This is a genomic window from Rhizobium phaseoli (genome assembly GCF_010668805.1).
GTDB classification, from domain to species: domain Bacteria; phylum Pseudomonadota; class Alphaproteobacteria; order Rhizobiales; family Rhizobiaceae; genus Rhizobium; species Rhizobium phaseoli_A.
Genome location: NZ_WUFT01000011.1, coordinates 37,985 through 64,807, shown reverse-complemented (window position 1 = coordinate 64,807; position 26,823 = coordinate 37,985). Strand labels below are relative to the sequence as shown.

Sequence of the window (26,823 nt, the reverse complement as noted above, 5' to 3'; positions counted from 1 at the left end):
TTTGATCGTGTTTGTGCCGTTATAAGCTCGTCTTGACCTTCTCGGCTACGTCGGCGGGCACCCATTTCATCCAGAGGCCCTCGTAATTACGAAGGAAATGGATCGCGGCATCCTCGTTGCTTTCGTGGTTCTCGTCTTGCCAGGCAAGCACCTGGTTGATCGTCTGATTGTCCCATTTGCGGGTTTTGAGATAGGTGGTGACAGGTCCGGCGCGGCTGGCAAAAGACCTGGTCATCAACGTAAAGGCGCGCGAGACCGGATAGGAGTTAAGCTGGGGCCTGAGGCAGCCGGCAACCGCCGTACAGCGGTCCCACTCGGTCTTGTCATGACCGACGCCGAAGCTCAGGCGCGTCATCTGGTATTTGCCGAGGATTGCGGTCGGCGCCCAGTAATAACCGAGCCAGCCGATCTTATTGTCGAAGGCGCGGGCGATCGAAGCGTCGAGCCGTTCAGGGCTGCCGGTTTCGACAAGTTCGAAGCCCTTTTTGTCCGCGGCAAGCGCCTTGAACAGATTGGTGGTTGATATCTGACAACTCCAGTCGGCCGGGCAATTGTAGACAGCGCCCTTCGAGGCATCGTCCTCAGCAGGAAAGAGCTCGGGATGTCTCAGCGCATCTTCAACCGAACGGATGTCGGGATTGGCGTCGGCGATGAATTTCGGGATCCACCAGCCCTCGACGGCTCCGTCAGCCAGGATCTCGGCTCCCTGCACCAGCCGGCCGGAGTTGACGGCCTGATCGAGCAAGGCCCTGACGGAATTGATCCAGTATTCCGAGGCGATGTCGGGAGTGCCTTTCTCGTTCATCGAGGCGAAGGTCGGCAGGGTGTCGCCGTCGACGATGGTGACGGCACAACCGTAGCCCTTTTCCAGGATGATCTTGTCGAAGCTCGCCGCAATGCCGGCCGAGGCCCATTTCATCTCAGCGATCGAAACATTGCCGCATTCGGCGGCTTCGGCCGGCGCGACGGTAGAAAGAGCCGCGGCAAAGACGGCGGGAATCAGAAACGTCTTCATCGTCATTTCCCCGAATTCTTCTCTACAACAGCGGTCTTTTCAGATGCGCTAATGCGGCTGTAATACCTTGAATCTACGGACGTGCAGCCAGGGTCGGAAATCCGCGACAAATCCTTCCGGTACCCAAAATGAAATGACGGATGGGCGATGCCGAGACATACATTTCCGGTTCATGGGTGCCTTCCGTCCTTACGGTTCCGGCTGCTTATTGCAGGTCATGCTCGAAAATGGCGTTTTTTGGGAAGCCTACGCGTTCGCTGGCAGAAATCAACCTTCTTCTGCTGATGGTTGCGGGACTAAATTATTGAATTCGAAGAATTTATCTCAATAATCGGAAAATCGTACGCTCGAGCGAACTGCACGCTCTTCGCGATCATCGTCGGGTCTTCTGCAGAAATTTCGATCGGAATGTCAAAAAAGATCAAAATTAAGAATTGCGTAAGGCTTCAATAACTCTCCGGTAAGAATGTGCCGTTATCAGTTGGGTCGTGGCGGGAATGACCGCCGCTTCTCCGGTTCAGGTAGTGCGTACCGGAGAAAGCGAGCTTCGCCGTGTAAGGGTGAAGACGCCTGTGTTTTCGGCAAACCGCGCAGAGCCAAGGCCATGCGCGGTTTTCGCGTTTCTGCGGGAAGCTTCCCGGGCCAAGTCTTGACCCGGTGTCGCTGGCCATTGTAGGCCTCGCCTCAGCGAAAGGCGGCCACCATGGCAAGAGCGATCATGCTGCAGGGAACCGGCTCGGATGTCGGAAAAACGGTGCTGGTCGCGGGCCTTTGCCGGCTGGCGGCCAATCGCGGGCTTACTGTGCGGCCGTTCAAGCCACAAAACATGTCGAACAATGCAGCGGTCGCCGATGACGGCGGCGAGATCGGCCGAGCGCAGTGGCTGCAGGCACTGGCTGCACGCACGCCGTCTTCGGTACACATGAACCCGGTGCTGCTTAAGCCGCAATCGGAAAACGGCAGCCAGATCATCGTACAGGGCAAGGTATTCGGGCAGGCGAAAGCACGCGACTATCAGCGGCTGAAGCCGCAACTGCTCGGCGCCGTGCTCGAGAGTTTCGAAAAAATGGCAGCAGATGCCGATCTCGTTATCGTCGAGGGTGCCGGATCGCCGGCCGAGATCAATCTCAGGGCCGCCGATATCGCCAATATGGGCTTTGCGACGCGTGCCCGCGTGCCTGTCGTGCTGGTCGGTGATATCGACCGCGGCGGCGTCATCGCCTCGCTGGTCGGAACGCATGCGATCCTCGATGAGGGCGACCGAGCGATGATTGCGGGTTATTTCATCAACAAGTTCCGCGGCGACGTTTCGCTGTTTGACGACGGCATCCGCGCCATCGAAGGCTTTACCGGCTGGCCGTGTTTCGGCGTCGTGCCGTGGCTGCCGGGTGCCGCACGCCTGCCGGCCGAAGATTCGGTCGTGCTCGAACGGCTGGCGAAGGGCGGGGCGGGCGCGCTGAAGATTGCCGTTCCGGTGCTGCCGCGTATCGCTAATTTCGACGATCTCGATCCGCTGAGGAGCGAGCCGGATGTCGAGCTGGTCTTCGTGCGATCAGGCGAGCGGCTGCCAGCGGATGCGAGCCTCGTCATCCTTCCCGGCTCCAAATCGACGATATCGGATCTTGCCGACTTGAGGGCCGAGGGCTGGGACCGCGACCTCCAGGCGCATGTCAGGCGCGGCGGCCGGGTGATCGGCATTTGCGGCGGCTACCAGATGCTTGGTCGGACCGTGCATGATCCACTAGGCATCGAGGGCGGAACACTCGAGACGCCGGGGCTTGCGCTTCTCGACGTTGAGACCGAGATGGCGCCTGAAAAAACCGTGCGCAACAGTCATGCCCGCTCAACCGAATACGACGTGCCGCTTGCCGGCTACCAGATCCATCTCGGCATCACCCGTGGCCCGGATGGCACCCGGCCGTCGGCGATCATCGACGGGGCACACGATGGGGCGCTTTCGGCCGACGGCCTGATCATGGGCACCTACCTGCACGGGCTCTTCGGCAGCGACGCCTACCGCGCCCGGCTGCTGCAGAGCTTCGGGTTATCAGGCGAGCGGAGGAATTACCGCGAGAGTGTCGAGCAGGCGCTGGATGAGATCGCCGGGGAATTGGAACGTCACCTCGATCGGCGCTGGTTGGCGGGACTGCTCGGTTAGGCTCGTTCTGCTCTTGCCAAATTAGTTGACTGAGTCCATTAATTTCCCAGCGGAGCTGATCGAGAGCGGTAAGACCATGAGCGTGATGGATAGATTTTCACTGGCGGGTCAGGTGGCGCTGGTGACCGGCGGCGGCCGCGGTCTGGGTTTCGAGATGGCACGTGCTCTTGCAGAGGCCGGCGCCCATGTCATCGTTACCGGACGCACGGCGGCGACGCTGGAAAACGCTGTAAGGATCATCCGTGCGGCCGGTGGCACGGCGGAGGCTGCCGCCTTCGACATCGCCGATCGCGAGGCCCAACGTGTCTTGATGGCTGATATCGAAAGGGCTCATGGTCGCCTCGATATCCTGATCAATAATGTCGGCGCCCGTGACAGGCGCCCGCTGGCCGAGTTCGATGATGATGCCATCATCGAACTGCTGCGCACCGATCTGGCCGCTGCGATGACGCTTTCGCGGGACGCCGCCGTGCTGATGAAACGGCGCAATTATGGCCGCCTGATCTCGGTGACATCGATCAGCGGCCATGTCGTCATGCCCGGCGATTGCGTCTATCCGGCAGCCAAGCAGGGCTTGACCGGGCTGATGCGCGGCATGGCGGTCGAATTCGGCCCTTACGGCATCACCAGCAACGCGATTGCGCCGGGCTGGTTTGCGACCGAGACCAATGCGGCCATGGCCGCGAACGAGGAATTGATGCCCTTCGTGCGCCAGCGCATTCCGGTCCAGCGCTGGGGGCGCCCCGAGGAGATCGCCGGCGCGGCGTTGTTTCTTGCAAGCGCCGCAGCTTCCTTTGTCAATGGCCACGTGCTGACTGTCGATGGTGGCATGACGGTCAGGATGTGAGCGACGAGTCCGCCATCCAACCGCTTTCATATGAAAAGACTTCCCGTCCGTAATGGCTGGAAATATTGGCTTGGCGCGATTATCAATTGATATGGCGGCAACCCGGTTCGGCATCGCCGCCCATTTGCCCGATTTGCCGTCATAAGATTGCCCCGGCTGATGTGGAGATTTAAAAATTAGCGATCATATTCAATGGATTTTAGAGCGGGGAATCACCAGCGAGCATATCGGTGACCTCATTGAGGGGCTGTGCGATCGGCTGATCGCTGATGGCTTTCCGATATGGCGGGGCAGCATCGCGATGCCGTCCATTCACCCCATGTATGGCGGCGTCTCGGCCAATTTCGTGCGCGGCGGTGCCACCACCATCGAGAACGCCGAATATGGCACTGCGGCAGTGCTGAACTTTGAGAAGACGCCGATCTATTATCTGCTCGGCCGTAATGAGACGTCAGGGCGCTGGAACATCGCCAAGGGCGAGGGTGTCGACGACTATCCACGGCTTGCGGAATTCGCGCTTGACGGCGGCACGGATCACCTTGTCAGCCTGCTGGAGTTCCCGAAGGAGGCTGCGCTGCGCGGTGTCAGCCTGTCGCTTACAAGCGACAGACCGGGTGGATTCTCCGATGATCAATTGGCGATCGTTGCCAGGTTTTTCCCGGCACTGGGGCTTGCTTGCTACCGCATCGCGGCTTCGAAAACCGCCGCGGATATCCTTGCTGTCTACACTGGCGCCAAGACAAGTGCACGCATCCTTGCGGGCGATATCCAGAGAGGAACGGGAGGCTCCATCAATGCTGCGATCCTGCTTGCCGACCTCAGAAACTTCACGGCGCTGACCGAGGTCTACCAGCCTGGAGAGATCGCCGGATTTCTGAACGAACATTTCGACCTGATCGGCCGGCACGTCGAGGAAAATTCCGGCGAGATCCTCAAATTCATGGGTGACAGCGTGCTGGCGATCTTTCCGACGGACGCCGAGGACCCGCAAAAGTCATGCATGGCCGCGCTGGTCTCCGCACGGAATATTCTGGAAGCGAACAAGGCGTTGAATCATCAGCGGACGGATAATGGCGGCCCCGATATCGGCGTGGATGTCGTGCTGCATCTCGGCGAGGTGTTCTATGGAAATATCGGCGCGCGTGGCAGGCTTGACTTCACGGTGATCGGCAGCGCCGTCAACGAGGCCTCGCGGCTCGAAAAGCTCTGCGGCACGCTCGGGCACCATCTCCTGATGTCGGAGAGTTTCGCCGTGACCTGCGCGGTTGCGAGTCAATGTCTCGGATCCTTCGAATTGCGCGGTGTTTCGAAGGCGGTCAACGTTTTCAAGCCCGCCGACACTGGTTCCTAGCGGTTTAGATCTCGCCTGAGACCTCTCGACGGCGACGGTCGAGTTCTTCACTGTAGCGGCGCAGTGTATAGCTTTCGCTGAGCTGACCGATCACCTTGCGTTCGATCAGGTTGTTGACGACGGCGAGGGCTTCGCTTTCGCTCTTGTCGAAGATCGCCGCCGCCTGCCTGGCATTCATCTGCGGCTGCAGGAAATCGTTCCGGTAGTGGATGAAATCGGCAAGCGTCTTGCCCTCGTCCTGCGCATCGGTCGGATTGGCGTAGATCTCCGGCACCAGCACGAGGCCTGCATATTTGTCGCTCTCCTCGACGAGGATGACGCGCTGGGTCGAGCCGATCGGGAAAGCCTGCTTGAATTCCTCCAGGGAAATGCCCGCCCTTGCCGTCTTGACGTCGGCGCGCATCAGCTTGTCCACCGTGAGGTTGCGGATCCAGCCGACGTCATGGGCGCTGCGGATGCTTTCACCACGCAGGTGGAAGCGCCAGGTGGCGAAGGAATAGCCGAAGGTTGAGCGGACGACGAGTGAGGAGGTGATGACGGCGGCAAGCACCAGCGCGGTGATCGGAAAATCGCCGGTAATTTCGAGCGCCAGGAACGTCATCGTCAACGGCCCGCCGATGACGGCGACGGCAAGCGAACTCATGCCGACCACGGCATAGATCACGGGCGTCAGCGTCGCCTCGGCGAAATAGGGGCCGCAATAGGCAAAGAGCTTGCCGAGCAGGGCGCCCATGAACAGTGAGGCGAAGAACAGGCCGCCCCTGAAGCCGGAGCCGATCGAGATCGCTGAGGCCAGGGATTTCAAGAGGAAGAGGCCGATCAGCGCCGGGATCGCCACCTCGCGGGAGAGATTGAGATGCAGCGCGCCGTGGCCGGCCGAGAGCACCTGTGGCGAAATCATTGCCAGAAGTCCGACGACAATGCCGCCAAGCGCCGGGCGGAAGGGCGGGGCGATCGAGCTCTTGCGCGCCAACTCCTCGACGAAGGAGACGCCCTGCATGATCAGGATGCCGACGCCGGCTGAGACCGCGCCGAGCAGCATGGCTGGGACATAATCGGCCGGCACGACCGAGCCGAAGCTGCCGATATCTATGGTGAAATCGCCATGGGTAAGCAGCCTTGCGATGAGGGTGGAAACGAGGGCCGAGACGACCACAGGGGTCAACGAGACGATCGTGTAGGTGCCGATAATCAGCTCGAAGGCATAGAAAGCGCCGGTCAGCGGCGCGTTGAAGGCGGCGGCGATGGCGCCCGCCGCGCCGCAGCCGACGAGGACACGTAGGTCCGAGCGGCGAAGCTGCAGCTTCAGGCCGAATTTCGAAGCGAGGCCGGCGGCAAGCTGGGTATAGCCGGCCTCCAGGCCGACGGAGGCGCCGAACCCGTTGGAGATAAGGTTCTGCACGGCAACGATGATGCTGTCGGTCAAGGACAGGCGGCCGCCATGCAGGGCATTGGCCTCGATCGGGTCGACCATCGGTTTCTTGCGCCGTTTCGCCAGTACGAACAGCAACAGGCCGAGCAGGACGCCACCGATGACCGGGGCGGTGAGAAGCAGCAGCTTGTCTTCGATCACCGACGAGCTCAGGCGCTCGCTGTCGGCGATGCCGAAGACCATCTGATGCAATTGATTGGAGACATAGCTCATGCCGGTGACGGCAAGACCGGAGGCGATGCCGACGACGGCACCCGCCAGCGACAAGCCGACCTCGCTGCGACGGGTGAGCGCCCGCAGCCGCCCCGGATCGAAGAATACACGCAGCGCTCGGAACCGGCGCCGATCCAATTTCATAAGCATGGCAAAACAACTAGGCAGGAAGAGGCCCGGTCAAGGGCACGAGGGGCGGCGCAGTCCGCTTGCGACGTAATTGCGGCGAAAAGCCGGCGCCCGGGATAAATAATTGTGACGTAAGTATCTGATAAATGACGATGTTTTAGGTAGGGTAAGTCGTGTTGCCGGCGTTGCCCCGGCTGGCTGGCCATTCCCGGCCGTCGAGGGCGGTTGACTTCGCCCCTGAGCTTGCCTAACCATCCGTCAACGGATGGTCACCTGATCATCCCACGCGGATGGTCATCTAACTATCCGCGGATATAACGGATGGTTCCGGATCGGTGTTACGCCTTCCGGATGAAAAGGGAATGTGACGGGGCGGACCCAAGCCGGGCGTACTCATCACAGCCGACCCCGCGACTGTAGAGCGGTCAGGGTCTTCCATCCGGCATCGAGCCCTTCCTGCCGCTGCTGCAATGATGCAGGTGGGTGGGATGGGTCAAATGCCGGAAAAGCCACTGGACATGCATGGTGATCAACCGGGGTCGGACGCCTCTCAATCTACGAATCGTCCACCTTTTCATCGATGCAGCCGGGAAGGCGAGGCAGATCCGCTGGCACGATCAGGGCGACCGGTTTCCGGTCTGCCCCGATCGCGGCCGATAACCGCGAGCCAGGAGACCTGCCATCCCGTGCCGGGCGAGAAGCCCAACCCTGGGCAAAAGGCCCGCTGCCAGCACGGAGGTTGTTTTGGCTGAACGATTGAATTCGGCATGGCTTGGTGCCGCGCATGTGGGATTCTCCTTCTCCCTAGCTGGAGAGGGGGGGGTATGACGGCGTCTCGTTGTATTGCCCGTTTGAGGGGCGCTTTCCTCTCCTCCCTCATTCCTGTGCTCGTCACAGGAATCCAGCGTGCCCAAGTCCTTGGGCACAGCAGAATCCCCGCAAAGCCGCATGGAGTCATTCACGGCGCGGACGCGCCGTGGCTGGATTCCTGTGACGAGCACAGGAATGAGGGTGGGTGGGACGCAGTATCCCGTCAAAGGGCCGTTTGCGCATGACGACCGCTCTCTCCAATCCAACCTTCATCCTCGGCGGCGCACGCTCCGGCAAATCCCGCTTCGCCGAGTCCCTTGTCGTTTCGACCGGCCTCGATCGTCACTACCTCGCGACCGGCCGCGCCTGGGACGAGGAAATGCAGGCACGCATTGCCCAGCACAGAGCCGATCGCGGCCCGTCGTGGGCGACGCATGAGGAGCCGCTCGATCTTGTCGGCACGCTCGGTGCCATCGATGGCGCCGGCCGCGTCGTGCTGATCGATTGCCTGACACTCTGGGTCACCAATCTGATGATGGAGCAGCGCGATATGGCGGCGGAATTTTTAACGCTCACCAATTTCCTGTCGCAGGCAAAGGCGCAGCTCGTTTTCGTTTCCAACGAGGTCGGCCTCGGCATCGTGCCGGATAATCGCATGGCGCGGGAATTCCGCGATCATGCCGGCCGGCTGCACCAATCAATTGCGGCCAAGGCCGCTGAAGTCTATTTCATCGCGGCAGGCCTGCCGTTGAAAATGAAGGGTTAAGTTCATGAACCAGCAGAAAATTCCCGCAACCGTCATCACCGGCTTTCTCGGCGCTGGCAAGACGACGATGATCCGCAACCTGCTCACCAATGCCGGCGGCAAGAAGATCGCGCTCATCATCAACGAGTTCGGCGATCTCGGCGTCGATGGCGAGGTACTGAAGGGGTGCGGTGCTGACAATTGCACCGAGGACGACATTATCGAGCTGACCAATGGCTGCATCTGCTGCACCGTCGCCGACGATTTTATCCCGACGATGACGAAGCTGCTCGAGCGTGAGCAGCGGCCCGATCATATTGTCATCGAAACCTCGGGGCTCGCCCTGCCGCAGCCGCTGGTCGCGGCCTTCAACTGGCCTGACATTCGCACCCAGGTGACCGTCGACAGCGTCATCACCGTGGTCGACAGCGCGGCCGTCGCCGCCGGCCGTTTTGCCGACGACCATGATGCCGTCGATGCTGCGCGCGCCGAGGATGAATCGCTTGATCACGAAAGCCCGATCGAGGAGCTGTTCGAGGACCAGCTCACCTGCGCCGATCTGATCGTGCTCAACAAGACCGACCTGATCGACGCCGCCGGCCTTATCAGGGTTCGCGACGAGGTCGCCTCCCGCACGGCACGCAAGCCGGTGATGATCGAGGCGAAGAACGGAGAGGTCTCGGCCGGTATCCTGCTCGGCCTCGGCATCGGCACGGAGGGCGATGTCGCCAATCGCAAGTCGCATCACGAGCTGGAGCATGAGGACGGCACGCCGCACGACCACGACGAATTCGACAGCTTCGTCGTCGATCTCGGATCCATTGCCGATCCCGCCGGCTTCGTCGAGTCCCTGAAGGGCATTATATCAGCCCATGACGTGCTGCGTCTCAAAGGCTTCGTCGATGTCTCGGGCAAGCCGATGCGCTTGCAGCTTCAGGCCGTCGGCAGCCGCATCGACCATTATTTCGACCGTGCCTGGGGTCCGAGCGAAACGCGCGCCACCCGCCTCGTGGTCATCGGTCTGCACGAGATGGACCAGGACGCGGTAAGGGCAGAGATCGAGGCGCTGGCATAATCCCATGCACCTGCTTCTGGCCCAACAGGGAACGATCAGCGACGGCGAGGAGGCAATCGACCTCGGGCAGACGCCGGGCGATATCCTGTTCCTGTCGGCCGCCGACAGCGAGCTTGCCGCTATCGCAGCCGCCCATCGCGCGCACGGGGCGGCGGCTTCGCTGAGGCTTGCCAGCCTGATGAGCCTCAAGCACCCGATGTCGGTCGATACCTATATCGAGCGCACGGCACGGCATGCCAGGCTGATCATCGTGCGTGCGCTCGGCGGCGCCAGCTATTTTCATTATGCGCTGGAGGCGCTGCATGCAGCAGCGTCCCGCGTCGGCGCGCTGATTGCGGTCTTGCCGGGCGATGCCAGGCCGGATGCGGGGCTCGTTGCTTTTTCCAATGTTTCCCTCGAGGATTTGAATGCGCTCTGGGCCTATCTGATCGAAGGCGGCGATGCCAATGCGCGGGCCTTTCTCGATTATGCCGGGGCGATGCTGTCGGGCGCGGAAAAGCCGGCGCCGGCAGTGCCTTTGATGAAGGCGGGCATTTGGTGGCCGGGGCGAGGACGGATCGGGGTGGAGGAGTGGCGGCGGGTGACCGCGCCGTCGTCAACTGAGGCCGCGATACCCCCCTCTGTCCTGCCGGACATCTCCCCCACAAGGGGGGAGATCGGCAAGTCGCTTGGGCTTCCAACGAAACAAACTTATGAGGATGCCGCGCTCTCGGCCGAAGAGATGGAGCGAAGCCTCGCATCCCCGATCTCCCCCCTTGTGGGGGAGATGTCCGGCAGGACAGAGGGGGGTACCTCACGCTCGGTGGAAGAGGTGGAATTCCAACCCACGGCCCCAATCGTCGCCATCAGCTTCTACCGCGCCCTCGTGCAAAGCGGCGAGACCGCCCCGATCGAGGCGCTGGTCGAGGCACTCGCCACGCTTGGCCTCAGGCCATTGCCGGTTTTTGCCTACAGCCTCAAAGACCCGATTTCGACAGCTATTCTCGAAAGCGTGTTTGCGGCACTGAGACCCGATGTCGTCATCAACACGACCGGCTTTGCCGTCTCGGCACCGGGTGCGGACAGGCAGCCGACGGTGCTGGAGGCGAATGGGGCGATCGTGCTGCAGGCGATCCTGTCGGCCTCTTCGCGGGAGGCGTGGACCTCTTCCGCGCAAGGCCTGTCCGCACGCGATCTCGGCATGAACGTGGCGCTTCCTGAAGTTGACGGCCGGGTGCTGGCGCGGGCCGTCTCTTTCAAGACGGCAGCGCGTTATGACGCGGCTGTCGAGACCAACATCGTCTCCAGCGAACCCGATAGCGGCCGGGTGCGCTATACGGCTGAACTTGCCGCCAACTGGGCGCGGCTGCGGAAGAGATCGGCCGGGGATCGCCGCATCACGCTTGTCTTGGCGAATTATCCGAACCGCGACGGCCGGCTCGGTAATGGCGTCGGCCTCGATACGCCGGCCGGCACCATCGCGGTGCTTCGCGCCATGGAAGCGGCAGGTTACCCGGTCGCCGGCATTCCGGCCGACGGCGACGCGCTCATCCGGCATCTGATGGAAGGGCCGACCAATTCCGGCCACGACGGCAAGGTCATCCGCGAGACGCTTTCCCTCTCTGGCTACAACAGCTTCCTGCAATCTCTTCCCAACAAGATTCAAGATGAGGTGAGGGCTCGCTGGGGCAATCCTAAGGACGATCCGTATTTTCGCGAGGGCGGCTTCGCCCTGCCTTTCGCCCGCTTCGGCGGCGTGCTCGTCGGCATCCAGCCGGCACGCGGCTATAATATCGATCCGAAGGAAAGCTATCATTCGCCGGATCTCGTACCGCCGCACGGCTATCTTGCCTTCTATGCCTTCCTGCGCCAGGAATTCGGTGCGCATGCGGTCATCCACATGGGCAAACACGGCAATCTCGAATGGCTGCCGGGCAAGGCGCTGGCGCTGTCGGAAAACTGTTATCCCGAGGCGATCCTCGGGCCGCTACCGCATCTTTATCCCTTCATCGTCAACGATCCGGGTGAGGGCACGCAGGCCAAGCGCCGGACTGCCGCCGTCATCATCGATCACCTGACGCCACCTTTGACGCGGGCCGAGAGCTATGGGCCGCTCAAGGATCTGGAGGCGCTGGTCGACGAATATTACGAGGCCTCCGGCGGCGATCCCCGCCGCATCCGCCTGCTCAGCCGGCAAATCCTCGATCTGGTCACCGATATCGGCCTCGACCGGGATGCCGGCATAGTCAGCGGCGAAAGCGAAGGTGAGGCGCTGAAGAAGCTCGACGCCTATCTCTGCGACCTCAAGGAAATGCAGATCCGCGACGGGCTGCATGTCTTCGGCGTTTCGCCCGAGGGGAGACTGCTGACCGATCTGACGGTGGCGCTGGCGCGAGTGCCGCGCGGGCTGGGCGAGGGCGGGGATGCGAGTTTGCAGCGGGCGATTGCGGGGGATGGGCTGAAAAACCCCTCCCCACCCCCTCCCGACAAGGGGGAGGGACTTACCGCTGCGTTTGCGGCAACATCCGCCATCAAAGATGATGTGGAGACGGTGCGCCCAGCAAGCCCCTCCCACCTGTGGGGAGGGGTTGGGGAGGGGCCTTCTTTCGACCCTCTCGACTGCGATATGGCCGCACCCTGGATCGGGCCGCGTCCCGTAATGCTTGCCGATATTCTCGATGCCCCATGGCGAACCAATGGCGATACCGTCGAGCGCATCGAGCTGCTGGCGGCGAAGTTCGTTGCGGGTGAAATGGAATGCCCGGTTCTCTGGTCCCAAACCAGACTGGTGCTTTTCGAAATCGAGACCCGGCTCAAGCCCTCGATCCTGGCCTGCGGACCAGCCGAAATCGCAGGCCTGCTCAACGGCCTCGACGGCCGGTTCGTGGCGCCTGGTCCCTCCGGCGCGCCGACACGCGGGCGGCCCGACGTGCTGCCGACGGGCCGTAATTTCTATTCGGTCGACAGCCGTGCGGTGCCGACGCCGGCGGCTTACGAACTCGGCAAAAAATCGGCGGAGCTGCTGGTTCGCCGCTACGCGCAAGATCACGGCGAATGGCCGGTTTCCCTAGGGTTGACGGCCTGGGGCACGTCGAACATGCGCACCGGTGGCGATGATATCGCCCAGGCGCTGGCGCTGATCGGCGTCAAGCCGCTCTGGGACATGAGTTCGCGCCGCGTCACCGGCTACGAGATCATACCGCAGGCAATGCTCGGGCGGTCGCGTGTCGACGTGACGCTCAGAATCTCCGGCTTCTTCCGTGACGCTTTTCCCGAGCAGATCGCGCTGTTCGACAAGGCGATCCGCGCCGTCGGCGCGCTTGAAGAGGACGAGGCCGACAATCCGATCGCAGCCCGTATGCGCGGCGAGGCGGCACGGCTTGCCGCAGCGGGCCTCGACGAGGTCTCGGCCAGAAGGCGAGCGGGCTACCGGGTGTTCGGCTCGAAGCCCGGCGCTTATGGCGCGGGGCTGCAGGCGCTGATTGACGAAAAAGGCTGGGAGCGGCGCGCCGATCTTGCCGAGGCCTATCTCGTCTGGGGCAGCTATGCCTATGGCGCCGGCGAGGAGGGCAAGGCCGAACGCGGCCTGTTCGAGGAGCGGCTGCGCTCGGTGCAGGCTGTCGTTCAGAACCAGGACAATCGCGAGCACGACCTGCTCGACAGTGACGAATATTACCAGTTCGAGGGCGGCATGGCGGCGGCGGCGGAACAGCTGACCGGCGCCCGTCCCTCGATCTATCACAACGATCACTCCCGGCCGGAGCGGCCGGTGATCCGTTCGCTGGAAGAGGAGATCGGCCGCGTCGTGCGCGGGCGCGTCGTCAATCCGAAATGGATTTCGGGCGTCATGCGCCACGGCTACAAGGGTGCGGCCGAGATTGCCGCCACCGTCGACTATCTCTTCGCCTTTTCGGCGACGACGGGTGCGGTCGGCGCCCATCATTTCGAGGCGGTATACCAGGCCTTCGTCGCCGATCCCACTGTGCGCGATTTCATGGTGGAGAAGAACCCCGCGGCATTCGACGAGATGACGGAGCGGCTGTGCGAGGCGATCGACCGCAGCCTCTGGACGCCGCGCAGCAATTCGGCCCGGTTCGACCTGGCCGCCAACAATAGAACAAGGTGAACCGATGAGCGACGAGACCCCGGAGAGCGCGATCCCAGAAGGCGAAGCCGGCAAGGACGATGCGCGCCATGCCGAGAAGATGGCCAAGAAGAAGGCCGCGCGCGACAAGATCATGGCAACCAAGACCGATGGCAAGGGGTTGATCATCGTCCACACAGGCAAGGGCAAGGGCAAATCATCCGCCGCCTTCGGCATGATCTTCCGCCATATTGCCCACGGCAAACCGTCAGCTGTGGTGCAGTTCATCAAGGGTGCGATGTGGACGGGTGAACGTGACCTGATCGAGAAACATTTCTGCGATCTCTGCCAGTTCCACACTATGGGCGAGGGCTTTACCTGGGAAACGCAGGACCGCGCCCGCGACGTCGCAGCCGCCTCGACTGCCTGGGAAAAGGCCAAGGAATTGATCCGCGACGAGCGCAATTCCATGGTGTTGCTCGACGAGATCAACATCGCGTTGCGCTACGACTATCTCGATATTAACGAGGTCGTGGAATTCCTGAAGAGCGAGAAGCCGGCCATGACCCATGTCGTGCTGACCGGCCGCAACGCCAAGGAGGAACTGATCGAGATCGCCGACCTAGTGACCGAGATGGAGTTGGTCAAGCATCCGTTCCGCTCCGGCATCAAGGGGCAGCCGGGTGTCGAATTCTAGGCGCTTAGTTTAGCGCGAGGCGGTTAGACGCCGAGCCAGACGCGCAGCGGATTTGCCGGGTCGGCGAGCAGCTTGACTGCAAGAGCGACGCAGACGATCACCAGCAGCGGCTTGATCAGCTTCGAACCGATGCGCATGGCGAGCCGCGAACCGAGCTGCGCGCCGAGGAACTGGCAGACGCCCATCAACAGGCCGATCTTCCAGAGTATCGCGCCAAAGCTTGCGAAGACGATCAGCGCGCCGAAATTCGAGCCGAGATTGAGAAGCTTGGTGTGGGCGGTTGCCTTCAGCACGCCGAAGCCGGCGAGTGTGACGAAGGCGAGCATGAAGAAGGAGCCGGTGCCCGGGCCGAAGACCCCGTCATAAAAGCCGATAGCCGGGACCAGTGTCAGACCGAAGGCGAAGGGCGTGATGCGGCGATGGGTATCGACATCGTTGAGGTTAGGCTTGACGGCAAAGAAGATCGCGATCGACAGCAGCAACACCGGCATGATCGCCTGCAGCACCTGTCCGGGCACGATCGTGGCAAGGGCAGCGCCGAGTGCCCCGCCCATGACCGCCATCAGCGCCATCGGCAATTGTTCGCGAAGCTGCACGTGGCCCTTGCGGGCATAAGCGAGCGTTGCCGAGGCGGCACCAAAGATCGACTGCACCTTATTGGTGCCGAGCGTCTGCAGCGGCGGAATGCCGGCAATCAGCATGGCGGGAACGCTGATGAGACCGCCGCCACCGGCAATCGAATCGACGAAACCGGCAAAAAACGCAGCCGCGCAGAGCAGCAGAAGCAGATGGAAGGTGATATCGGGCAAGACGGAGTTCCGGAGGGGCTTTCGGGCAGCCTTCTTGCATTTCCCGCCTCGGGCTGCAATGGCTGCAAGGACACGGCAAGGCGCATTCGGCAGCAACATGAGCGACATTACCTTCGACGGGAGCAGACATCACGTGCTCGGGCTCGGCTGCGAGCGCAAAACGCCGCCGGCCGAAGTGCTGGCGCTGGCCATCGAAGCGGTTGAAGCGGCGGGTATTATCGGGGCGGAGCTTGCTGCCATCGCCTCGATCGACAGCCGTTGCGAAGAGGCGGCGATCCTTGCCGTTGCCAGGCATTTTGCCGTGCCCGCCGTCTTCTTCGATGCGCCGCGGCTGGAAGAGGAAACGCCGCGGCTCAAAAATCCCTCTGCCATCGTCTTTGCCCGTGTCGGCTGCCATGGCGTGGCGGAATCTGCGGCGCTTGCGGCCATTGGCCCGGATGCGGAGTTGCTGCTCGGCAAGATCAAATCCGCGCATGCGACAGCGGCGATTGCCGGCATCGGGTTGCGGAAAGCCTGACGGGCGTTATGGTGGCCACACGTTGCGACGCCGTCCGGCAGCTTCGCGATCTACATTTAGAGGATATCAATGCACAAGGTCATTTATGACACGGATCCGGGCGTCGATGACGCCATGGCGCTTCTTTTCCTGCACCGCCACCCCGAAATCGATCTGATCGGCATCACCACCGTTTTTGGCAATGCCTCGGTCGAGACGACGACACGCAACGCGCTCTTCCTCAAGCGCGATTGGAATATTCCCGCACCCATTGCCAAGGGCGCCAGCGTCACCATCGACCCCTCGCGCGCCGAGCGGCCCTGGCCGGCCATGGTGCATGGCGATAACGGCCTCGGTGATATCGACGTGCCGGAGACGATCGACCTGCCGCCCGATCCGCGCCCGGCGCATCGCTTCATCATCGATACCGTGCGCGCCCATCCGGGCGAAGTGCGCCTCGTCGCCGTCGGGCGGATGACCAATCTGGCGCTGGCGCTGAAGGAAGACCCCGAGATCGCAACGCTGGTCAAGGACGTCGTCATCATGGGCGGCAATTTCTATGTGCCGGGCAATGTCTCGCCGGTCGCCGAGGCCAATATCCATGGTGATCCCGAAGCCGCCGATATCGTCATGACCGCGCCTTGGAAGGTGGTCGTCATCGGCCTCGACGTCACCGCGGTCACCACGATGAGCCGCAGCTATCTTGGCGAGATGGCGGCCAAGGGCGACAAGGCGGTCAAACAGCTCAATGAAATCTCGCAATCCTACATCGATTTCTACAAGCATGCGGTCGAGGACGGCATGATGGTGCATGACAGCTGCGCCTCCGTTTATATCGTGGCGCCCGAACTGTTCTCGTCGATATCGGGTGCGGTGCGTGTCGTCTGTGGCGGCATCGCCGACGGCCAGACCATCGTCAAGCCGGACGGTCGCCATTTCCCGCCGGGCGACTGGGATGGCCTGCCGAGCCACATCGTCTGCACCGGCATCGAATCGAAAAAGGTTATCGATCTCATCCGCGACACGCTGCTCACGGCCTGACCGATTGGAAGACCGGCCGCTTCGCGGCCGGTCTTCGCGACTATATGATAATATATTCATATTGTTATTCGGGTTTTCCGAGAGTTTGATTCGGCTTCCTCGCAAAGTGAGTCGTGGTCATCTCAGCAACTTCAGGTGAGGCAGGGCGCCCGACGGATCTAAATCAAACAGGTGAGCATAATGTCGTCCGAAAACCGCTTACACTTTTCGGATTCATGCTCTAGATCAGCAGGATGATCGATGCCGCATTCTCCCATTTTCCGGCCCTGGAGCCGGGCAGCGTCTGGCTGGTCGGCGCCGGTCCCGGCGATCCCGGGCTTTTGACGCTGCTTGCCGCAAAAGGGCTTTCCGAGGCCGACGTCATCGTGCACGACGCGCTGGTCAACGAAGAATGTCTGGCGCTGGCGCGGCCCGAAGCGGTGGTGGAATTTGCCGGAAAACGCGGCGGCAAGCCTTCGGCCAAACAGCGTGACATCTCGCTGCGGCTGGTGGAACTGGCGCGCGCCGGCAAGCGGGTGCTGCGGCTGAAGGGCGGCGATCCCTTCGTCTTCGGCCGTGGCGGCGAAGAGGCGCTGATGCTGGTCGAGCACAACATCCCCTTCCGTATCGTGCCCGGCATCACCGCCGGCATCGGCGGGCTTGCCTATGCCGGCATCCCGGTGACGCATCGCGACATCAACCATGCCGTGACCTTCATCACCGGCCATGATTCCTCCGGCATCGTGCCCGACAGGATCAACTGGGAGGCGATCGGCCGGGGCTCTCCGGTGATCGTCATGTATATGGCGATGAAACACATCGCCGAGATCAGCGCCCGGTTGATCGCCGCCGGCAGGCCGCCGACCGAACCTGTCGCCTTCGTCTGCAACGCCGCCACCGGCCGGCAGCAGGTGCTGGAAACGACGCTGGGCGAGGCGCCGGTCGCCGCCTCCGGCCTCGAACCGCCGGCCGTGGTCGTCGTCGGTGAGGTGGTGCGGCTCAGGGCCTCGCTCGACTGGCTCGGCGCGCTCGCCGGCCGGCGTCTGCAGCCCGATCCATTCCGCCGGTCCGGCAAGGTGCCGATATGAGCGGCCTCCTGATCGCAGCCCCTTCCTCCGGCGCCGGCAAGACGACGGTGACGCTCGGGCTGCTGAGGGCGCTTCGCCGGCGCGGCGTGGCGGTCGCGCCCGGAAAGGCCGGCCCCGATTACATCGATCCCGCCTTCCATGCGGCCGCAAGCGCCACGCCTTGCCTGAATTTCGATCCCTGGGCGATGCGCCCGGAGCTGATTTCGGCCAATTCAGCCCTTCACCGCTCCGGCGACCGCATCCTGGTCATCGAGGCGATGATGGGGCTTTTCGACGGAGCGGCCGATGGAAAGGGAACGGCGGCCGATCTTGCCGCCCAGCTCGGCCTGTCCGTGGTGCTCGTCGTCGACGCCTCGCGCATGTCGCAATCCGTGGCGCCGCTGGTATCGGGTTTTGCCGGCTTCCGCGCCGATGTCCGCGTTGCCGGCGTCATCCTCAACAAGGTCGGCAGCGACCGGCACGAGGCAATGCTGCGCCAGGCGCTGGAGGCGATCCGCATGCCGGTCGTTGCGGTGATCGGCAGCGACAAGGCGCTCTCCCTGCCGGAGCGCCATCTCGGTCTCGTCCAGGCCGGTGAACACGCGACCCTCGATAATTTCATCGAGCATGCGGCGGATGCCGTTTCTGAGGAATGCAATTTCGAATTCCTGTTGCGCATTGCAAGGCAGGGGCTCAACCGGCCGTCTGCCGCCAATATCGACCGGCTGATGCCGATCGGCGCCCGCATCGCCGTGGCGCGCGATGTCGCCTTTGCCTTTTCCTACGAGCATATGCTGCTCGGCTGGCGCCGCCGCGGGGCTGATATTTCGTTCTTCTCGCCGCTCGCCGACGAGGCGCCGACCGGTGACGCCGATGCGATCTATCTGCCGGGCGGCTATCCCGAGCTGCATGGCGGGCGGCTTTCGGCGGCGCAGAATTTTCGCGCCGGCATGCTCGACGCGGCGGCACGCGACATCAGGATCTATGGCGAGTGCGGCGGCTACATGGTGCTCGGCGATGGGTTGATCGATGCGGGCGGAAAGCGCCACGAAATGCTCGGCCTGCTGCCCGTCGTCACCAGCTATGCCGAACGCCGGCGCCATCTCGGCTATCGCCGTGTGACGCCGCTCGACGGCGCCTTCTTCGCGCGGACGATGACGGCGCATGAATTTCACTATTCCACCGTTGTCTCCGAAGGCGAGGGAAAGCGGCTGTTTGCAGCGCAGGATGCGCTCGGAACCGATCTCGGTGCTGTCGGGCTGCGGCGCGGCCAAGTGGCAGGGTCCTATATGCACCTGATCGATCTTGCGAGAGTTGCCGCATGAGCGCGCCCATCGCCCATGGCGGCGGCATCACCGTCGCTGCGGCCGCCTTCGGCGGCAGGCCGGAAGACTGGCTCGACCTTTCCACAGGCATCAATCCGTGCCCCGTCGCCCTGCCGGACGTTCCGGCAAGGGCATGGCATCGTCTGCCGGACCGCCATCTCGCCGATGAGGCAAGGCATGCTGCGCGCGAGCACTACCGCAGCGGGGCGATCCTGCCGCTGCCGGTGCCCGGAACGCAATCGGTGATCCAGCTTCTGCCGCGCCTGCTCCGACAGGACAGGCAAGTCGCTTTGACGGACGGGGTCGCAGTGACGGACGACAGGGTCGCCGTGACGGACGATCGTATCGCCGTGACGGACGACAGGGTCGCCGTGGTGTCGCCGACCTATGGCGAATATGCGCGCGCCTTTGCTTCAGCCGGTTGTGCCGTCGATGCGGTCGGCGACGTCAACGCGATCGGGGCCGAGCATCGGCTGGCCGTCGTCGTTAATCCGAACAATCCGGACGGCAGGGTCTGGCCGGTGGAAATGCTGATTGCCCTGCACGACAGGATGAAGGCGGCGGACGGGCTTCTCGTCGTCGATGAGGCCTTCGGTGATACCGATCCGGCGCTGAGCTTAGCGGCCCACGCGCAATCACTTTCCAACCTGATCATCTTCCGCTCCTTCGGCAAGTTCTTCGGGCTTGCCGGTATGCGGCTCGGTTTTGCGATTGCGCGCCAGGATATTCTCGAGCGTTTCGAGAACTGGCTCGGTCCCTGGGCGGTCTCGGGCCCGGCTCTTTCGATTGCAGGTTCGCTGTTGCGTTCGGACGTGTCTGCAATCCGCGCCCGCATCGATGAACGCTGCGCCGGCCTGCATGCGGTGCTGACTGCGGCCGGATTGCGGAAAGCGGGAGGAACAGCGCTGTTCACTCTTGTTGCCGACGGCAAGGCGAGCGACATTTACACCCATCTCTGCCGCCATCATATTCTCGTCCGCAAGTTCGACTATGCGCCTGATCAGCTGCGTTTCGGACTGACGCCGGATCCGGCGGCGGACCGACGACTTGGCGAAGCCCTTCAGAGATTTGAGCGATGACGATCGACGAAAACCTTCTCGTGCTGCTTCTGGCGCTGCTGCTCGACCGGATCGCCGGCGATCCGCAATGGCTGTGGTCGCGGGTGCCGCACCCCGTCGTCATCTTCGGCGCGGCGATTTCCTATGCCGACCGGCAGCTCAACTCCGCAAGTCTCACCGGCTCCCGACGCAGAATGAACGGCGTCGCCGCCATCCTGGCGTTGCTGTTGCTGGCGGTGGCCGCGGGCTTCGTGTTCAACCGGTTCTTCGCGCTGTTCGGTCTCGCCGGCATCCTGCTCGAGACCGGATTGGTGGCGATCTTCCTGGCGCAAAAGAGCCTTGCCGATCACGTGGCGGCGGTCGCCGTCGCCTTGCGCGACGAGGGGATTGCCGGTGGGCGGGCTGCCGTCTCCCGGATCGTCGGGCGCGATCCCGAGACGCTGGACGAGCCGGCGGTGTGCCGCGCGGCGATCGAAAGCCTGGCCGAAAATTTTTCCGACGGCGTCGTCGCGCCGGCCCTCTGCTATGCCGTCTTCGGCCTGCCGGGCTTGCTCGCCTACAAGATGCTGAACACGGCGGATTCGATGATCGGCCACAAGTCGGAAAAATATATCGATTTCGGCTGGGCCTCAGCCCGGCTCGACGATATCGCCAACTGGCCGGCCGCGCGCCTCTCCATCCTGCTGATCGCCGCCGGCGCCTGGATCCGGCGCGGTACCAGCGCCTGCCGCGAGGCTGTCCGCGTGGCGATGCGCGACGGCGGCCTGCACCGTTCGCCGAATTCCGGCCGGCCGGAGGCGGCAATGGCCGGCGCTCTCAACGTCCAGCTCGCCGGCCCGCGCATCTACGGCGGTGTCATCGTGACGGAGCCGATGATCAACAATGCTGGCCGAGAGGTTGCTACCGCCGGCGACGTCGAAGACGGCGTATCGGTGTTTTATGCCAGCTGCATGGTGCTCGCCGGTCTGACATTCGGGTTGTTTCTGTGTTTTCTGTAGGGTGGCACACACCGCGTGTACACCGCGGTGGACAGCTCCGGCTCAAACGTTTATGCGAAACGCCTCATACCTCCATCAGACCGGAAGCAGAGCAATGACAGTTCAGGTTGAATTACCGTGCCCGAAGTGCAAGAGCACCAAGATGAAGTTCGAGCGTCCCGAGATACGGGAGACCGACATCATCACCTGTGCCGCTTGCGGTCATAATCTCGGCACCATGGCCTCTATCCGCGAGAGGATGAACAAGGCCTACCAGCGGGTGAACCCGCCTTCGGCTCCACGCAAGCTTCAGTGAAGCGGGCGGCTGTCCTGCGGCGGCGCTTCCGGCTTAAACGTGTTAAAATTGTGATTACCATTCGGGTTAAAGCTATCTAATAAGTATTGCCGTAGTCTCTCTTTCGTGAGGGCGCAATTAAACTGCGCGGGTCCGAAGAGGGGTTATCATGAAGACAGTTTTGGCGGCTGCGGCCGCAAGTTTATTGCTGCAGTTTTCTCCCGTTGCCGCTCAGGCAGCAACGCTGGTTGCCAATGTCAGCATCGGCAAGCAGACGATGACCGTCACCGAGAACGGCTTCGTCAAGTATCGTTGGAAGGTTTCGACCGCGCGCAACGGCTACGTCACGCCGACCGGTTCGTGGAGCGCCAAATGGCTGTCGCGCGATCACCGTTCCCGGAAATACGACAATGCACCGATGCCCTACGCGGTGTTCTTCAACGGCGGTTACGCCGTTCACGCCACCTTCGACCTGAAACGTCTGGGCCGGCCGGCCTCGCATGGCTGCGTCCGCCTGCATCCCGACAATGCGGCCGAGTTCTTCTCGCTGGCGCGCCAGGCCGGCCTTGCCAATACCCGCGTGGTGATTACCCGCTGATTTTCTTTTCCAGCTCATCCATATCGGGGACGACGATATGTCGGACGTTCTCGATGCGGATGACGCCGCTCTTGCGCAGCCTGGTCATCTGGCGGCTGACGGTTTCGATCGTCAATCCGAGGAAATCGGCGATCTCGGCGCGCGATAGCGGCAGGTCGAAAGCGGTGCTCGCCGCCGATTGCGGTTCGGCGTGCGTGGCGATGAGGTAGAGCAGGCTTGCGACCTTTTCCTCGGCGGTGCGCCGGCCGAGCGTCAGCATCCATTCACGCGCGGCATCCAGCTCCTTCAGCGCCTGATCGTGCAGGCTGCGCTGCAGCTCCGGCGTCTCCGATATCATGCGGTCGAGCAGGTTGCGGGGGAAGACACAGATCTCCGCGTCGGTCGCGGCCTCGGCCGACAGGGTGCTTTCACGCACGAAGGGCCTGCCGACGAAATCGGGGGCGAATTGCAGGCCGACGATCTGCTGGCGCCCGTCCGGCATCACCTTGCAGAGCTTTACCACGCCGCGCGTGATGTTCGAGTAAAACGAGCTTTCCGACCCTTGAGCGATGATCTCTGAGCCGGCATCGACCTTACGGCGCAGCGAGTGGCGGCCGAGTTCCCGGAGCTGGCCGCTGGACAGGGCGCCGCAGACGACGCCGTGCTGCGCCTGGCAGGAGCGGCAGGCGACGGGCGTGCCGGCCTCGGGAACCTGACTGCGTGCGACGTCCATGTCCTGATCCCTTCGAAATCCGCGTTTGCCAGCGCCGTATAGCCGAGACGATTACGCCGCGATTGCTGGTTCGGCTATCCCGATTTCTTCCAGCGCGACTTGATGCCTATCAATTTCGCCGGGATCGCGATTTGATCCAGATCAAAGTTTCGGTAGCCTCGCTCTCGTTGGAAGTTCCCGCGCCGAGGCGAGCCGGTCCGTCGGCCCGATTCGGACGGCTTCTTTACTCCGCTCGAGCCGACGAGGTTTTCTGCAGCAGCAACACCTCCCGCCTCGGGTGACGGCAAAGGTCCGCTTTCATTGCTGTTTAGGCAACACCCAGCCGGCAAATTGCCGCCACGCGGGGATGAAAGCATTGGCTTTTGAAATGGATTTGCCTATGAGGGGTTTAAATCGTCATTTCATGAGGTACAGCGCGTGACCGCTACATTCGATAAAGTTGCCGACATTATTGCAGAAACCAGCGAGATCGATCGTGCGACGATCACGCCGGAGAGCCATACGATCGACGACCTCGGTATCGACAGCCTCGATTTCCTCGACATCGTCTTTGCGATCGACAAGGAGTTCGGCATCAAGATCCCGCTCGAAAAGTGGACGCAGGAAGTCAATGAGGGCAAGGTTTCCACCGAAGAATATTTCGTGTTGAAGAACCTCTGCGCCAAGATCGACGAGCTCAAAGCCGCCAAGGCCTGAGCGACATATCAATCTTTTTTGACCGCCCTGCCGCCTTGAATATGGCGGCCGGGCGGTTTCGTTCTTAAGTAGGCGTCACCGGCGGGCGGATCTGGCCTGTCGGGCCGGAGGATCCGAATGCTGCTGGAATATTTCCAGATGATTGACCGCGTCGAAGCGGTGGACCTGACCAAGGGCACGCTGAAGGCGCGATCCGTCGTGCCGGCCAAGAGCCCCGTCTTCGATGGCCATTTTCCCGGCATGCCGCTGGTTCCCGGCGTGCTCCTCATCGAAACCATGGCGCAGGCCTCCGGCATGCTGGTGCTTGCCATGACCAATTTCGCCGCCATGCCCTTCCTGATGACGGTCGACGGGGCCAAGATGCGCACTTTCATCGAACCGGAAGCCGTGCTCGACATCGAGGCGGTGCTCGAGCACGACGGTTCTGGTTTCGCGGTTACCAAGGCTAAAATCACCAGCGCCGGCAAGAAGGTCTGCGATGCGCAGCTGAAGCTTCGCACCATGCCGTTTTCCGAGGTGCCGCTCGGCGATATCGTGAAGAAACGTGCCGGCGAAATCGGGCTTCTCGAAGCGATCGCGGCGCAGGGAGTGATTGGATGAGCAAGGCTGCAAACGACGTCGTCATCTCCGGTATCGGCATCGTCACCTGTCAGGGCGTCGGCAAGGATGCGCATATCGCGCTGCTTTCGGCCGCAAGCGCGCCCAAGACGATCGTCGAGACCGAGAAGTTCAAGCCCTATCCGGTGCATCCGCTGCCCGAGATCGATTGGTCGCAGCAGATCGCCAAGCGCGGCGATCAGCGCCAGATGGAAAACTGGCAGCGCATCGGTGTCTTCGCCGCGGGCTTGGCGCTCGACGATGCCGGTTTCAAGGATGATCTCGAGGCCTGCGGCGCGATGGATATGATCGTGGCAGCCGGCGGCGGCGAGCGCGACATCAATGTCGATACGCTGATCGTCGACGAGGCGCTGAAGCGCAACGACCGCGAATTGCTGCTGAATGAGAAGCTGACGACGGAGCTGAGGCCGACGCTGTTTCTCGCCCAGCTTTCCAACCTGCTCGCCGGCAACATCTCGATCGTGCACAAGGTCACCGGCTCGTCGCGCACCTTCATGGGCGAGGAAGCGGCCGGCATTTCAGCCGTCGAGACCGCCTTTTATCGCATCAAATCAGGCGAATCCTCGCATGCGTTGGTCGGCGGCGCCTTCGCGGCGGAGCGGCCGGACATGATCCTGCTCACCGAAGCGATCGGCGCCCATGCGCGCGGCAACTGGGTGCCGCTCTGGTCACGCAGACCGAGCGACGGCGGCGGCATGATCACCGGTACGGCAGGCGCTTTCCTAGTGCTCGAATCGCGCCAGCATGCCGAAGCGCGCGGCGCTCATATCTATGCCGTCATCGACGCGGTCGAGGGCGACCGCGGCAACCGCAACGCCGGCAATCTCGAGGTCCGGCTGGAGCGGCTTTTAGCACCCGCCACCGGGCTTGCGGCCGAAAGCACGGCAATCTTTTCCGGCTCGACCGGCATGCACGATCTTGCCGCCCGCGAGCGGGCGGTGCTTGAACATCAATTGCCCGATGTTGCGATCCGCGGTTTCGGCGGCGTCACCGGCCATACGATCGAGACGCAGTTCACCCTGGGTCTGGCGCTTGCGGCGCTTGCCGTCGACGGCAAGGCCAAGGTTCCGCCCTTCGATGCCGCCCATGAGGCGCCGATGCGGGCAGGCGCCACCGCCGCCGTCGTGACCGCGGTCGGGCACCAGCGCGGCGAGGGCGTCGCCGTTCTTTCCGCCAATGCGTGAGGAGTGAAAGATATGACAGCTTCCGCTTACAGGGATCACCTCGGCCGTCCAATCGTGGCCGTGACCGGCATGGGTATCATCACCTCGCTCGGCCAGGGCCTTAGCGATAACTGGGCAGCGCTTTCGTCAGGCACGTCGGGCATTCACGAGATCAATCGTTTCCCGACCGAGGGACTGTCGACGCGGATCGCCGGCACCGTTGATTTTATCGGCATCCCGGTCCCGAACGCCGTCGAGCGCTCCTACGCCTTCGCACGGGAAACGACGATCGAGGCGCTGGCTGATGCCGGCCTTTCCGGCGATTTCAACGGCCCGCTGTTCCTCGCCGCCCCGCCGATCGAACCGGAATGGAGCGCGCGTTTCGAACTTGCCGACCGTTCGCCGGCCTCCGAGCATCCAGGTGATGCTTATGAGCGTTTCCTGACGGCGCTGCGCCAGCGCCCGGACCCGGCCTTCCATGAGGCGGCCCTGTTCGGCGCGATTTCGGAGCGGCTTGCCGACCGGTTCGGCACGCGCGGCCTTCCCGTCACGCTGTCGACGGCCTGCGCCTCCGGCGTCACGGCGATCCAGCTCGGCATCGAGGCAATCCGCCAGGGCCGCACGACCCGAGCGCTGACGGTTGCGACCGATGGATCGCTGAGCGCCGAAGCGCTGATCCGCTTCTCGCTGCTGTCGGCTCTTTCGACGCAGAACGACCCGCCGACCAAGGCCTCCAAGCCGTTCAGCAAGGATCGCGACGGTTTCGTCATCGCCGAAGGTGCCGCGACGCTGGTGTTGGAATCGCTGGAAGCGGCGGTCGCCCGTGGCGCCAAGGTGCTCGGCATCATGAAGGGCGCCGGCGACAAGGCTGACAGCTTTCACCGCACCCGGTCGTCGCCGGATGGTGGCCCGGCAATCGCGACGATCCGCGCCGCCCTTGCCGATGCCGGCATCGACGAGAGCGGCATCGGCTATATCAATGCTCATGGCACTTCGACGCCCGAGAATGACAAGATGGAATATGGGGCGATGTCGGCCGTCTTCGGCGAACGGATCGCTAGCATCCCGGTTTCGTCGAACAAGTCGATGATCGGCCATACGCTGACGGCGGCGGGCGCCGTCGAGGCGGTGTTCTCGCTGCAGACGATGCTGACCGGTACGTTGCCGCCGACGATCAACTATACCAATCCCGATCCGTCGATCGTTCTCGATGTCGTGCCGAACAAGAAGCGGCAAGCACAGGTTTCAGCCGTGCTTTCCAACTCCTTCGGCTTCGGCGGGCAGAATGCCAGCCTTGTCATGGCGCTCGAACCGGCTTAGAGACCCTCCTTGATTTTGCAAAGAAGTGGTTTCTGACGTCATCCTCGGGCTTGTCCCGAGGATCTACTTGCGTAACTCCATGACCGCTGGCAGATGCTCGGGACAAGCCCGAGCATGACGACAATACACGTAGA

Annotated in this window: 22 protein-coding genes, 1 pseudogene and 1 riboswitch; of the genes and pseudogenes, 19 read left to right on the top strand and 4 right to left on the bottom strand. The window is 62.7% G+C overall.

Translation table 11 applies throughout. The annotated features are described in order from the left end of the window. Positions 1–19 precede the first annotated feature (19 nt). On the bottom strand, positions 20–1,021 hold the full coding sequence (locus tag GR197_RS18260) for a glycine betaine ABC transporter substrate-binding protein (protein ID WP_204330278.1): 1,002 nt from the start codon (positions 1,019–1,021) through the stop codon (positions 20–22). Positions 1,022–1,718: 697 nt separating this feature from the next. Here GR197_RS18260 and GR197_RS18255 point away from each other — a divergent pair. The 3 genes and pseudogenes from GR197_RS18255 to GR197_RS18245 all read left to right on the top strand — a co-directional run bounded on the left by GR197_RS18255 (position 1,719) and on the right by GR197_RS18245 (position 5,371). Next, complete coding sequence (locus GR197_RS18255; protein ID WP_164011985.1) at positions 1,719–3,173, top strand: cobyric acid synthase; 1,455 nt, start codon at positions 1,719–1,721, stop codon at positions 3,171–3,173. 76 nt (positions 3,174–3,249) lie between these two features. Beyond that, positions 3,250–4,020 carry an SDR family oxidoreductase gene (locus GR197_RS18250; RefSeq protein WP_164011983.1) on the top strand — a complete coding sequence of 257 codons (771 nt, stop codon included), beginning with the start codon at positions 3,250–3,252 and terminating at the stop codon, positions 4,018–4,020. Between the two features lie 122 nt (positions 4,021–4,142). Next, positions 4,143–5,371, top strand: a pseudogene (locus tag GR197_RS18245) (adenylate/guanylate cyclase domain-containing protein). A gap of 4 nt (positions 5,372–5,375) precedes the next feature. On the opposite strand, the gene GR197_RS18240 reads toward GR197_RS18245, so the two are convergent. After that, complete coding sequence (locus GR197_RS18240) at positions 5,376–7,166, bottom strand: chloride channel protein (protein ID WP_164011978.1); 1,791 nt, start codon at positions 7,164–7,166, stop codon at positions 5,376–5,378. A 284-nt stretch (positions 7,167–7,450) separates the two neighbouring features. Beyond that, a riboswitch (cobalamin riboswitch) is annotated at positions 7,451–7,843 on the top strand. Positions 7,844–8,196: 353 nt separating this feature from the next. On the opposite strand from GR197_RS18240, the gene cobU reads away from it, so the two are divergent. From cobU to cobO, 4 genes are read left to right on the top strand one after another with little or no spacing between them, the layout of a single operon-like run. Then, on the top strand, positions 8,197–8,721 hold the full coding sequence (cobU, locus tag GR197_RS18235) for a bifunctional adenosylcobinamide kinase/adenosylcobinamide-phosphate guanylyltransferase (protein WP_164011976.1): 525 nt from the start codon (positions 8,197–8,199) through the stop codon (positions 8,719–8,721). 4 nt (positions 8,722–8,725) lie between these two features. Continuing rightward, a complete protein-coding gene (cobW, locus tag GR197_RS18230; protein WP_164011975.1) occupies positions 8,726–9,775 on the top strand; it encodes a cobalamin biosynthesis protein CobW in 1,050 nt (349 codons plus the stop codon). 4 nt (positions 9,776–9,779) lie between these two features. Then, on the top strand, positions 9,780–13,880 hold the full coding sequence (gene cobN, locus GR197_RS18225) for a cobaltochelatase subunit CobN (RefSeq protein WP_164011973.1): 4,101 nt from the start codon (positions 9,780–9,782) through the stop codon (positions 13,878–13,880). 4 nt (positions 13,881–13,884) lie between these two features. Beyond that, a complete protein-coding gene (gene cobO / locus GR197_RS18220; RefSeq protein WP_164011970.1) occupies positions 13,885–14,535 on the top strand; it encodes a cob(I)yrinic acid a,c-diamide adenosyltransferase in 651 nt (216 codons plus the stop codon). A 23-nt stretch (positions 14,536–14,558) separates the two neighbouring features. Here cobO and GR197_RS18215 read toward each other — a convergent pair whose 3' ends face one another. After that, positions 14,559–15,344, bottom strand: a complete 786-nt coding sequence (locus GR197_RS18215; protein WP_164011968.1) for a TSUP family transporter — start codon at positions 15,342–15,344, stop codon at positions 14,559–14,561. A 97-nt stretch (positions 15,345–15,441) separates the two neighbouring features. Here GR197_RS18215 and GR197_RS18210 point away from each other — a divergent pair, with 97 nt between their 5' ends. The 8 genes from GR197_RS18210 to GR197_RS18175 all read left to right on the top strand — a co-directional run bounded on the left by GR197_RS18210 (position 15,442) and on the right by GR197_RS18175 (position 22,180). After that, a complete protein-coding gene (locus tag GR197_RS18210; protein WP_164011966.1) occupies positions 15,442–15,861 on the top strand; it encodes a cobalamin biosynthesis protein in 420 nt (139 codons plus the stop codon). 69 nt (positions 15,862–15,930) lie between these two features. After that, entirely contained in the window at positions 15,931–16,881 is a 951-nt protein-coding gene (locus GR197_RS18205) for a nucleoside hydrolase (RefSeq protein WP_164011964.1), read from the top strand. A 233-nt stretch (positions 16,882–17,114) separates the two neighbouring features. After that, complete coding sequence (gene cobA, locus GR197_RS18200; protein WP_164011962.1) at positions 17,115–17,948, top strand: uroporphyrinogen-III C-methyltransferase; 834 nt, start codon at positions 17,115–17,117, stop codon at positions 17,946–17,948. Continuing rightward, complete coding sequence (locus GR197_RS18195; protein ID WP_164011960.1) at positions 17,945–19,252, top strand: cobyrinate a,c-diamide synthase; 1,308 nt, start codon at positions 17,945–17,947, stop codon at positions 19,250–19,252. The genes cobA and GR197_RS18195 overlap by 4 nt, the downstream gene beginning before the upstream one ends. Further along, on the top strand, positions 19,249–20,331 hold the full coding sequence (locus GR197_RS18190) for a threonine-phosphate decarboxylase (protein ID WP_164011958.1): 1,083 nt from the start codon (positions 19,249–19,251) through the stop codon (positions 20,329–20,331). The genes GR197_RS18195 and GR197_RS18190 overlap by 4 nt, the downstream gene beginning before the upstream one ends. Further along, positions 20,328–21,308, top strand: a complete 981-nt coding sequence (gene cbiB, locus GR197_RS18185) for an adenosylcobinamide-phosphate synthase CbiB (protein WP_164011956.1) — start codon at positions 20,328–20,330, stop codon at positions 21,306–21,308. Before GR197_RS18190 ends, cbiB begins: the two co-directional genes overlap by 4 nt. A 94-nt stretch (positions 21,309–21,402) precedes the next feature. Then, positions 21,403–21,603 (top strand): ECs_2282 family putative zinc-binding protein, encoded by a 201-nt coding sequence (locus GR197_RS18180; protein ID WP_164011954.1) that lies wholly within the window; start codon positions 21,403–21,405, stop codon positions 21,601–21,603. A 148-nt stretch (positions 21,604–21,751) separates the two neighbouring features. Further along, positions 21,752–22,180, top strand: a complete 429-nt coding sequence (locus GR197_RS18175; protein WP_164011952.1) for a L,D-transpeptidase — start codon at positions 21,752–21,754, stop codon at positions 22,178–22,180. Here the strand turns inward: GR197_RS18175 and GR197_RS18170 are convergent. After that, the gene (locus tag GR197_RS18170) at positions 22,170–22,892 is read right to left on the bottom strand and encodes a Crp/Fnr family transcriptional regulator (protein WP_164011950.1); all 723 of its coding nucleotides are present in this window, start codon (positions 22,890–22,892) and stop codon (positions 22,170–22,172) included. The genes GR197_RS18175 and GR197_RS18170 overlap by 11 nt on opposite strands. A gap of 417 nt (positions 22,893–23,309) precedes the next feature. Here GR197_RS18170 and GR197_RS18165 point away from each other — a divergent pair, with 417 nt between their 5' ends. The 4 genes from GR197_RS18165 to GR197_RS18150 all read left to right on the top strand — a co-directional run bounded on the left by GR197_RS18165 (position 23,310) and on the right by GR197_RS18150 (position 26,689). Further along, positions 23,310–23,588, top strand: a complete 279-nt coding sequence (locus GR197_RS18165) for an acyl carrier protein (RefSeq protein WP_003540486.1) — start codon at positions 23,310–23,312, stop codon at positions 23,586–23,588. Positions 23,589–23,705: 117 nt separating this feature from the next. Then, a complete protein-coding gene (locus tag GR197_RS18160) occupies positions 23,706–24,188 on the top strand; it encodes a 3-hydroxyacyl-ACP dehydratase FabZ family protein (RefSeq protein ID WP_164011949.1) in 483 nt (160 codons plus the stop codon). Next, positions 24,185–25,390 (top strand): beta-ketoacyl-ACP synthase, encoded by a 1,206-nt coding sequence (locus tag GR197_RS18155; RefSeq protein WP_164011946.1) that lies wholly within the window; start codon positions 24,185–24,187, stop codon positions 25,388–25,390. The genes GR197_RS18160 and GR197_RS18155 overlap by 4 nt, the downstream gene beginning before the upstream one ends. 12 nt (positions 25,391–25,402) lie before the next feature. Beyond that, positions 25,403–26,689 (top strand): beta-ketoacyl-ACP synthase, encoded by a 1,287-nt coding sequence (locus GR197_RS18150; RefSeq protein ID WP_164011945.1) that lies wholly within the window; start codon positions 25,403–25,405, stop codon positions 26,687–26,689. Positions 26,690–26,823 lie beyond the last annotated feature (134 nt).

Excerpts from the sequence above, each read along its gene's own strand:
- GR197_RS18255 (WP_164011985.1), top strand. The coding sequence starts at position 1,719 with ATGGCAAGAGCGATCATGCTGCAGGGAACCGGCTCGGATGTCGGAAAA.
- GR197_RS18210 (WP_164011966.1), top strand. The coding sequence starts at position 15,442 with ATGAGCGACATTACCTTCGACGGGAGCAGACATCACGTGCTCGGGCTC.
- GR197_RS18205 (WP_164011964.1), top strand. The coding sequence starts at position 15,931 with ATGCACAAGGTCATTTATGACACGGATCCGGGCGTCGATGACGCCATG.
- GR197_RS18155 (WP_164011946.1), top strand. The coding sequence starts at position 24,185 with ATGAGCAAGGCTGCAAACGACGTCGTCATCTCCGGTATCGGCATCGTC.
- cbiB (WP_164011956.1), top strand. The coding sequence starts at position 20,328 with ATGACGATCGACGAAAACCTTCTCGTGCTGCTTCTGGCGCTGCTGCTC.
- GR197_RS18150 (WP_164011945.1), top strand. The coding sequence starts at position 25,403 with ATGACAGCTTCCGCTTACAGGGATCACCTCGGCCGTCCAATCGTGGCC.
- GR197_RS18190 (WP_164011958.1), top strand. The coding sequence starts at position 19,249 with ATGAGCGCGCCCATCGCCCATGGCGGCGGCATCACCGTCGCTGCGGCC.
- cobO (WP_164011970.1), top strand. The coding sequence starts at position 13,885 with ATGAGCGACGAGACCCCGGAGAGCGCGATCCCAGAAGGCGAAGCCGGC.
- GR197_RS18195 (WP_164011960.1), top strand. The coding sequence starts at position 17,945 with ATGAGCGGCCTCCTGATCGCAGCCCCTTCCTCCGGCGCCGGCAAGACG.
- GR197_RS18175 (WP_164011952.1), top strand. The coding sequence starts at position 21,752 with ATGAAGACAGTTTTGGCGGCTGCGGCCGCAAGTTTATTGCTGCAGTTT.
- GR197_RS18250 (WP_164011983.1), top strand. The coding sequence starts at position 3,250 with ATGAGCGTGATGGATAGATTTTCACTGGCGGGTCAGGTGGCGCTGGTG.
- GR197_RS18240 (WP_164011978.1), bottom strand. The coding sequence starts at position 7,166 with ATGCTTATGAAATTGGATCGGCGCCGGTTCCGAGCGCTGCGTGTATTC.
- cobW (WP_164011975.1), top strand. The coding sequence starts at position 8,726 with ATGAACCAGCAGAAAATTCCCGCAACCGTCATCACCGGCTTTCTCGGC.
- GR197_RS18180 (WP_164011954.1), top strand. The coding sequence starts at position 21,403 with ATGACAGTTCAGGTTGAATTACCGTGCCCGAAGTGCAAGAGCACCAAG.
- cobN (WP_164011973.1), top strand. The coding sequence starts at position 9,780 with ATGCACCTGCTTCTGGCCCAACAGGGAACGATCAGCGACGGCGAGGAG.
- GR197_RS18260 (WP_204330278.1), bottom strand. The coding sequence starts at position 1,021 with ATGACGATGAAGACGTTTCTGATTCCCGCCGTCTTTGCCGCGGCTCTT.
- cobU (WP_164011976.1), top strand. The coding sequence starts at position 8,197 with ATGACGACCGCTCTCTCCAATCCAACCTTCATCCTCGGCGGCGCACGC.
- cobA (WP_164011962.1), top strand. The coding sequence starts at position 17,115 with ATGATCGATGCCGCATTCTCCCATTTTCCGGCCCTGGAGCCGGGCAGC.
- GR197_RS18160 (WP_164011949.1), top strand. The coding sequence starts at position 23,706 with ATGCTGCTGGAATATTTCCAGATGATTGACCGCGTCGAAGCGGTGGAC.
- GR197_RS18170 (WP_164011950.1), bottom strand. The coding sequence starts at position 22,892 with ATGGACGTCGCACGCAGTCAGGTTCCCGAGGCCGGCACGCCCGTCGCC.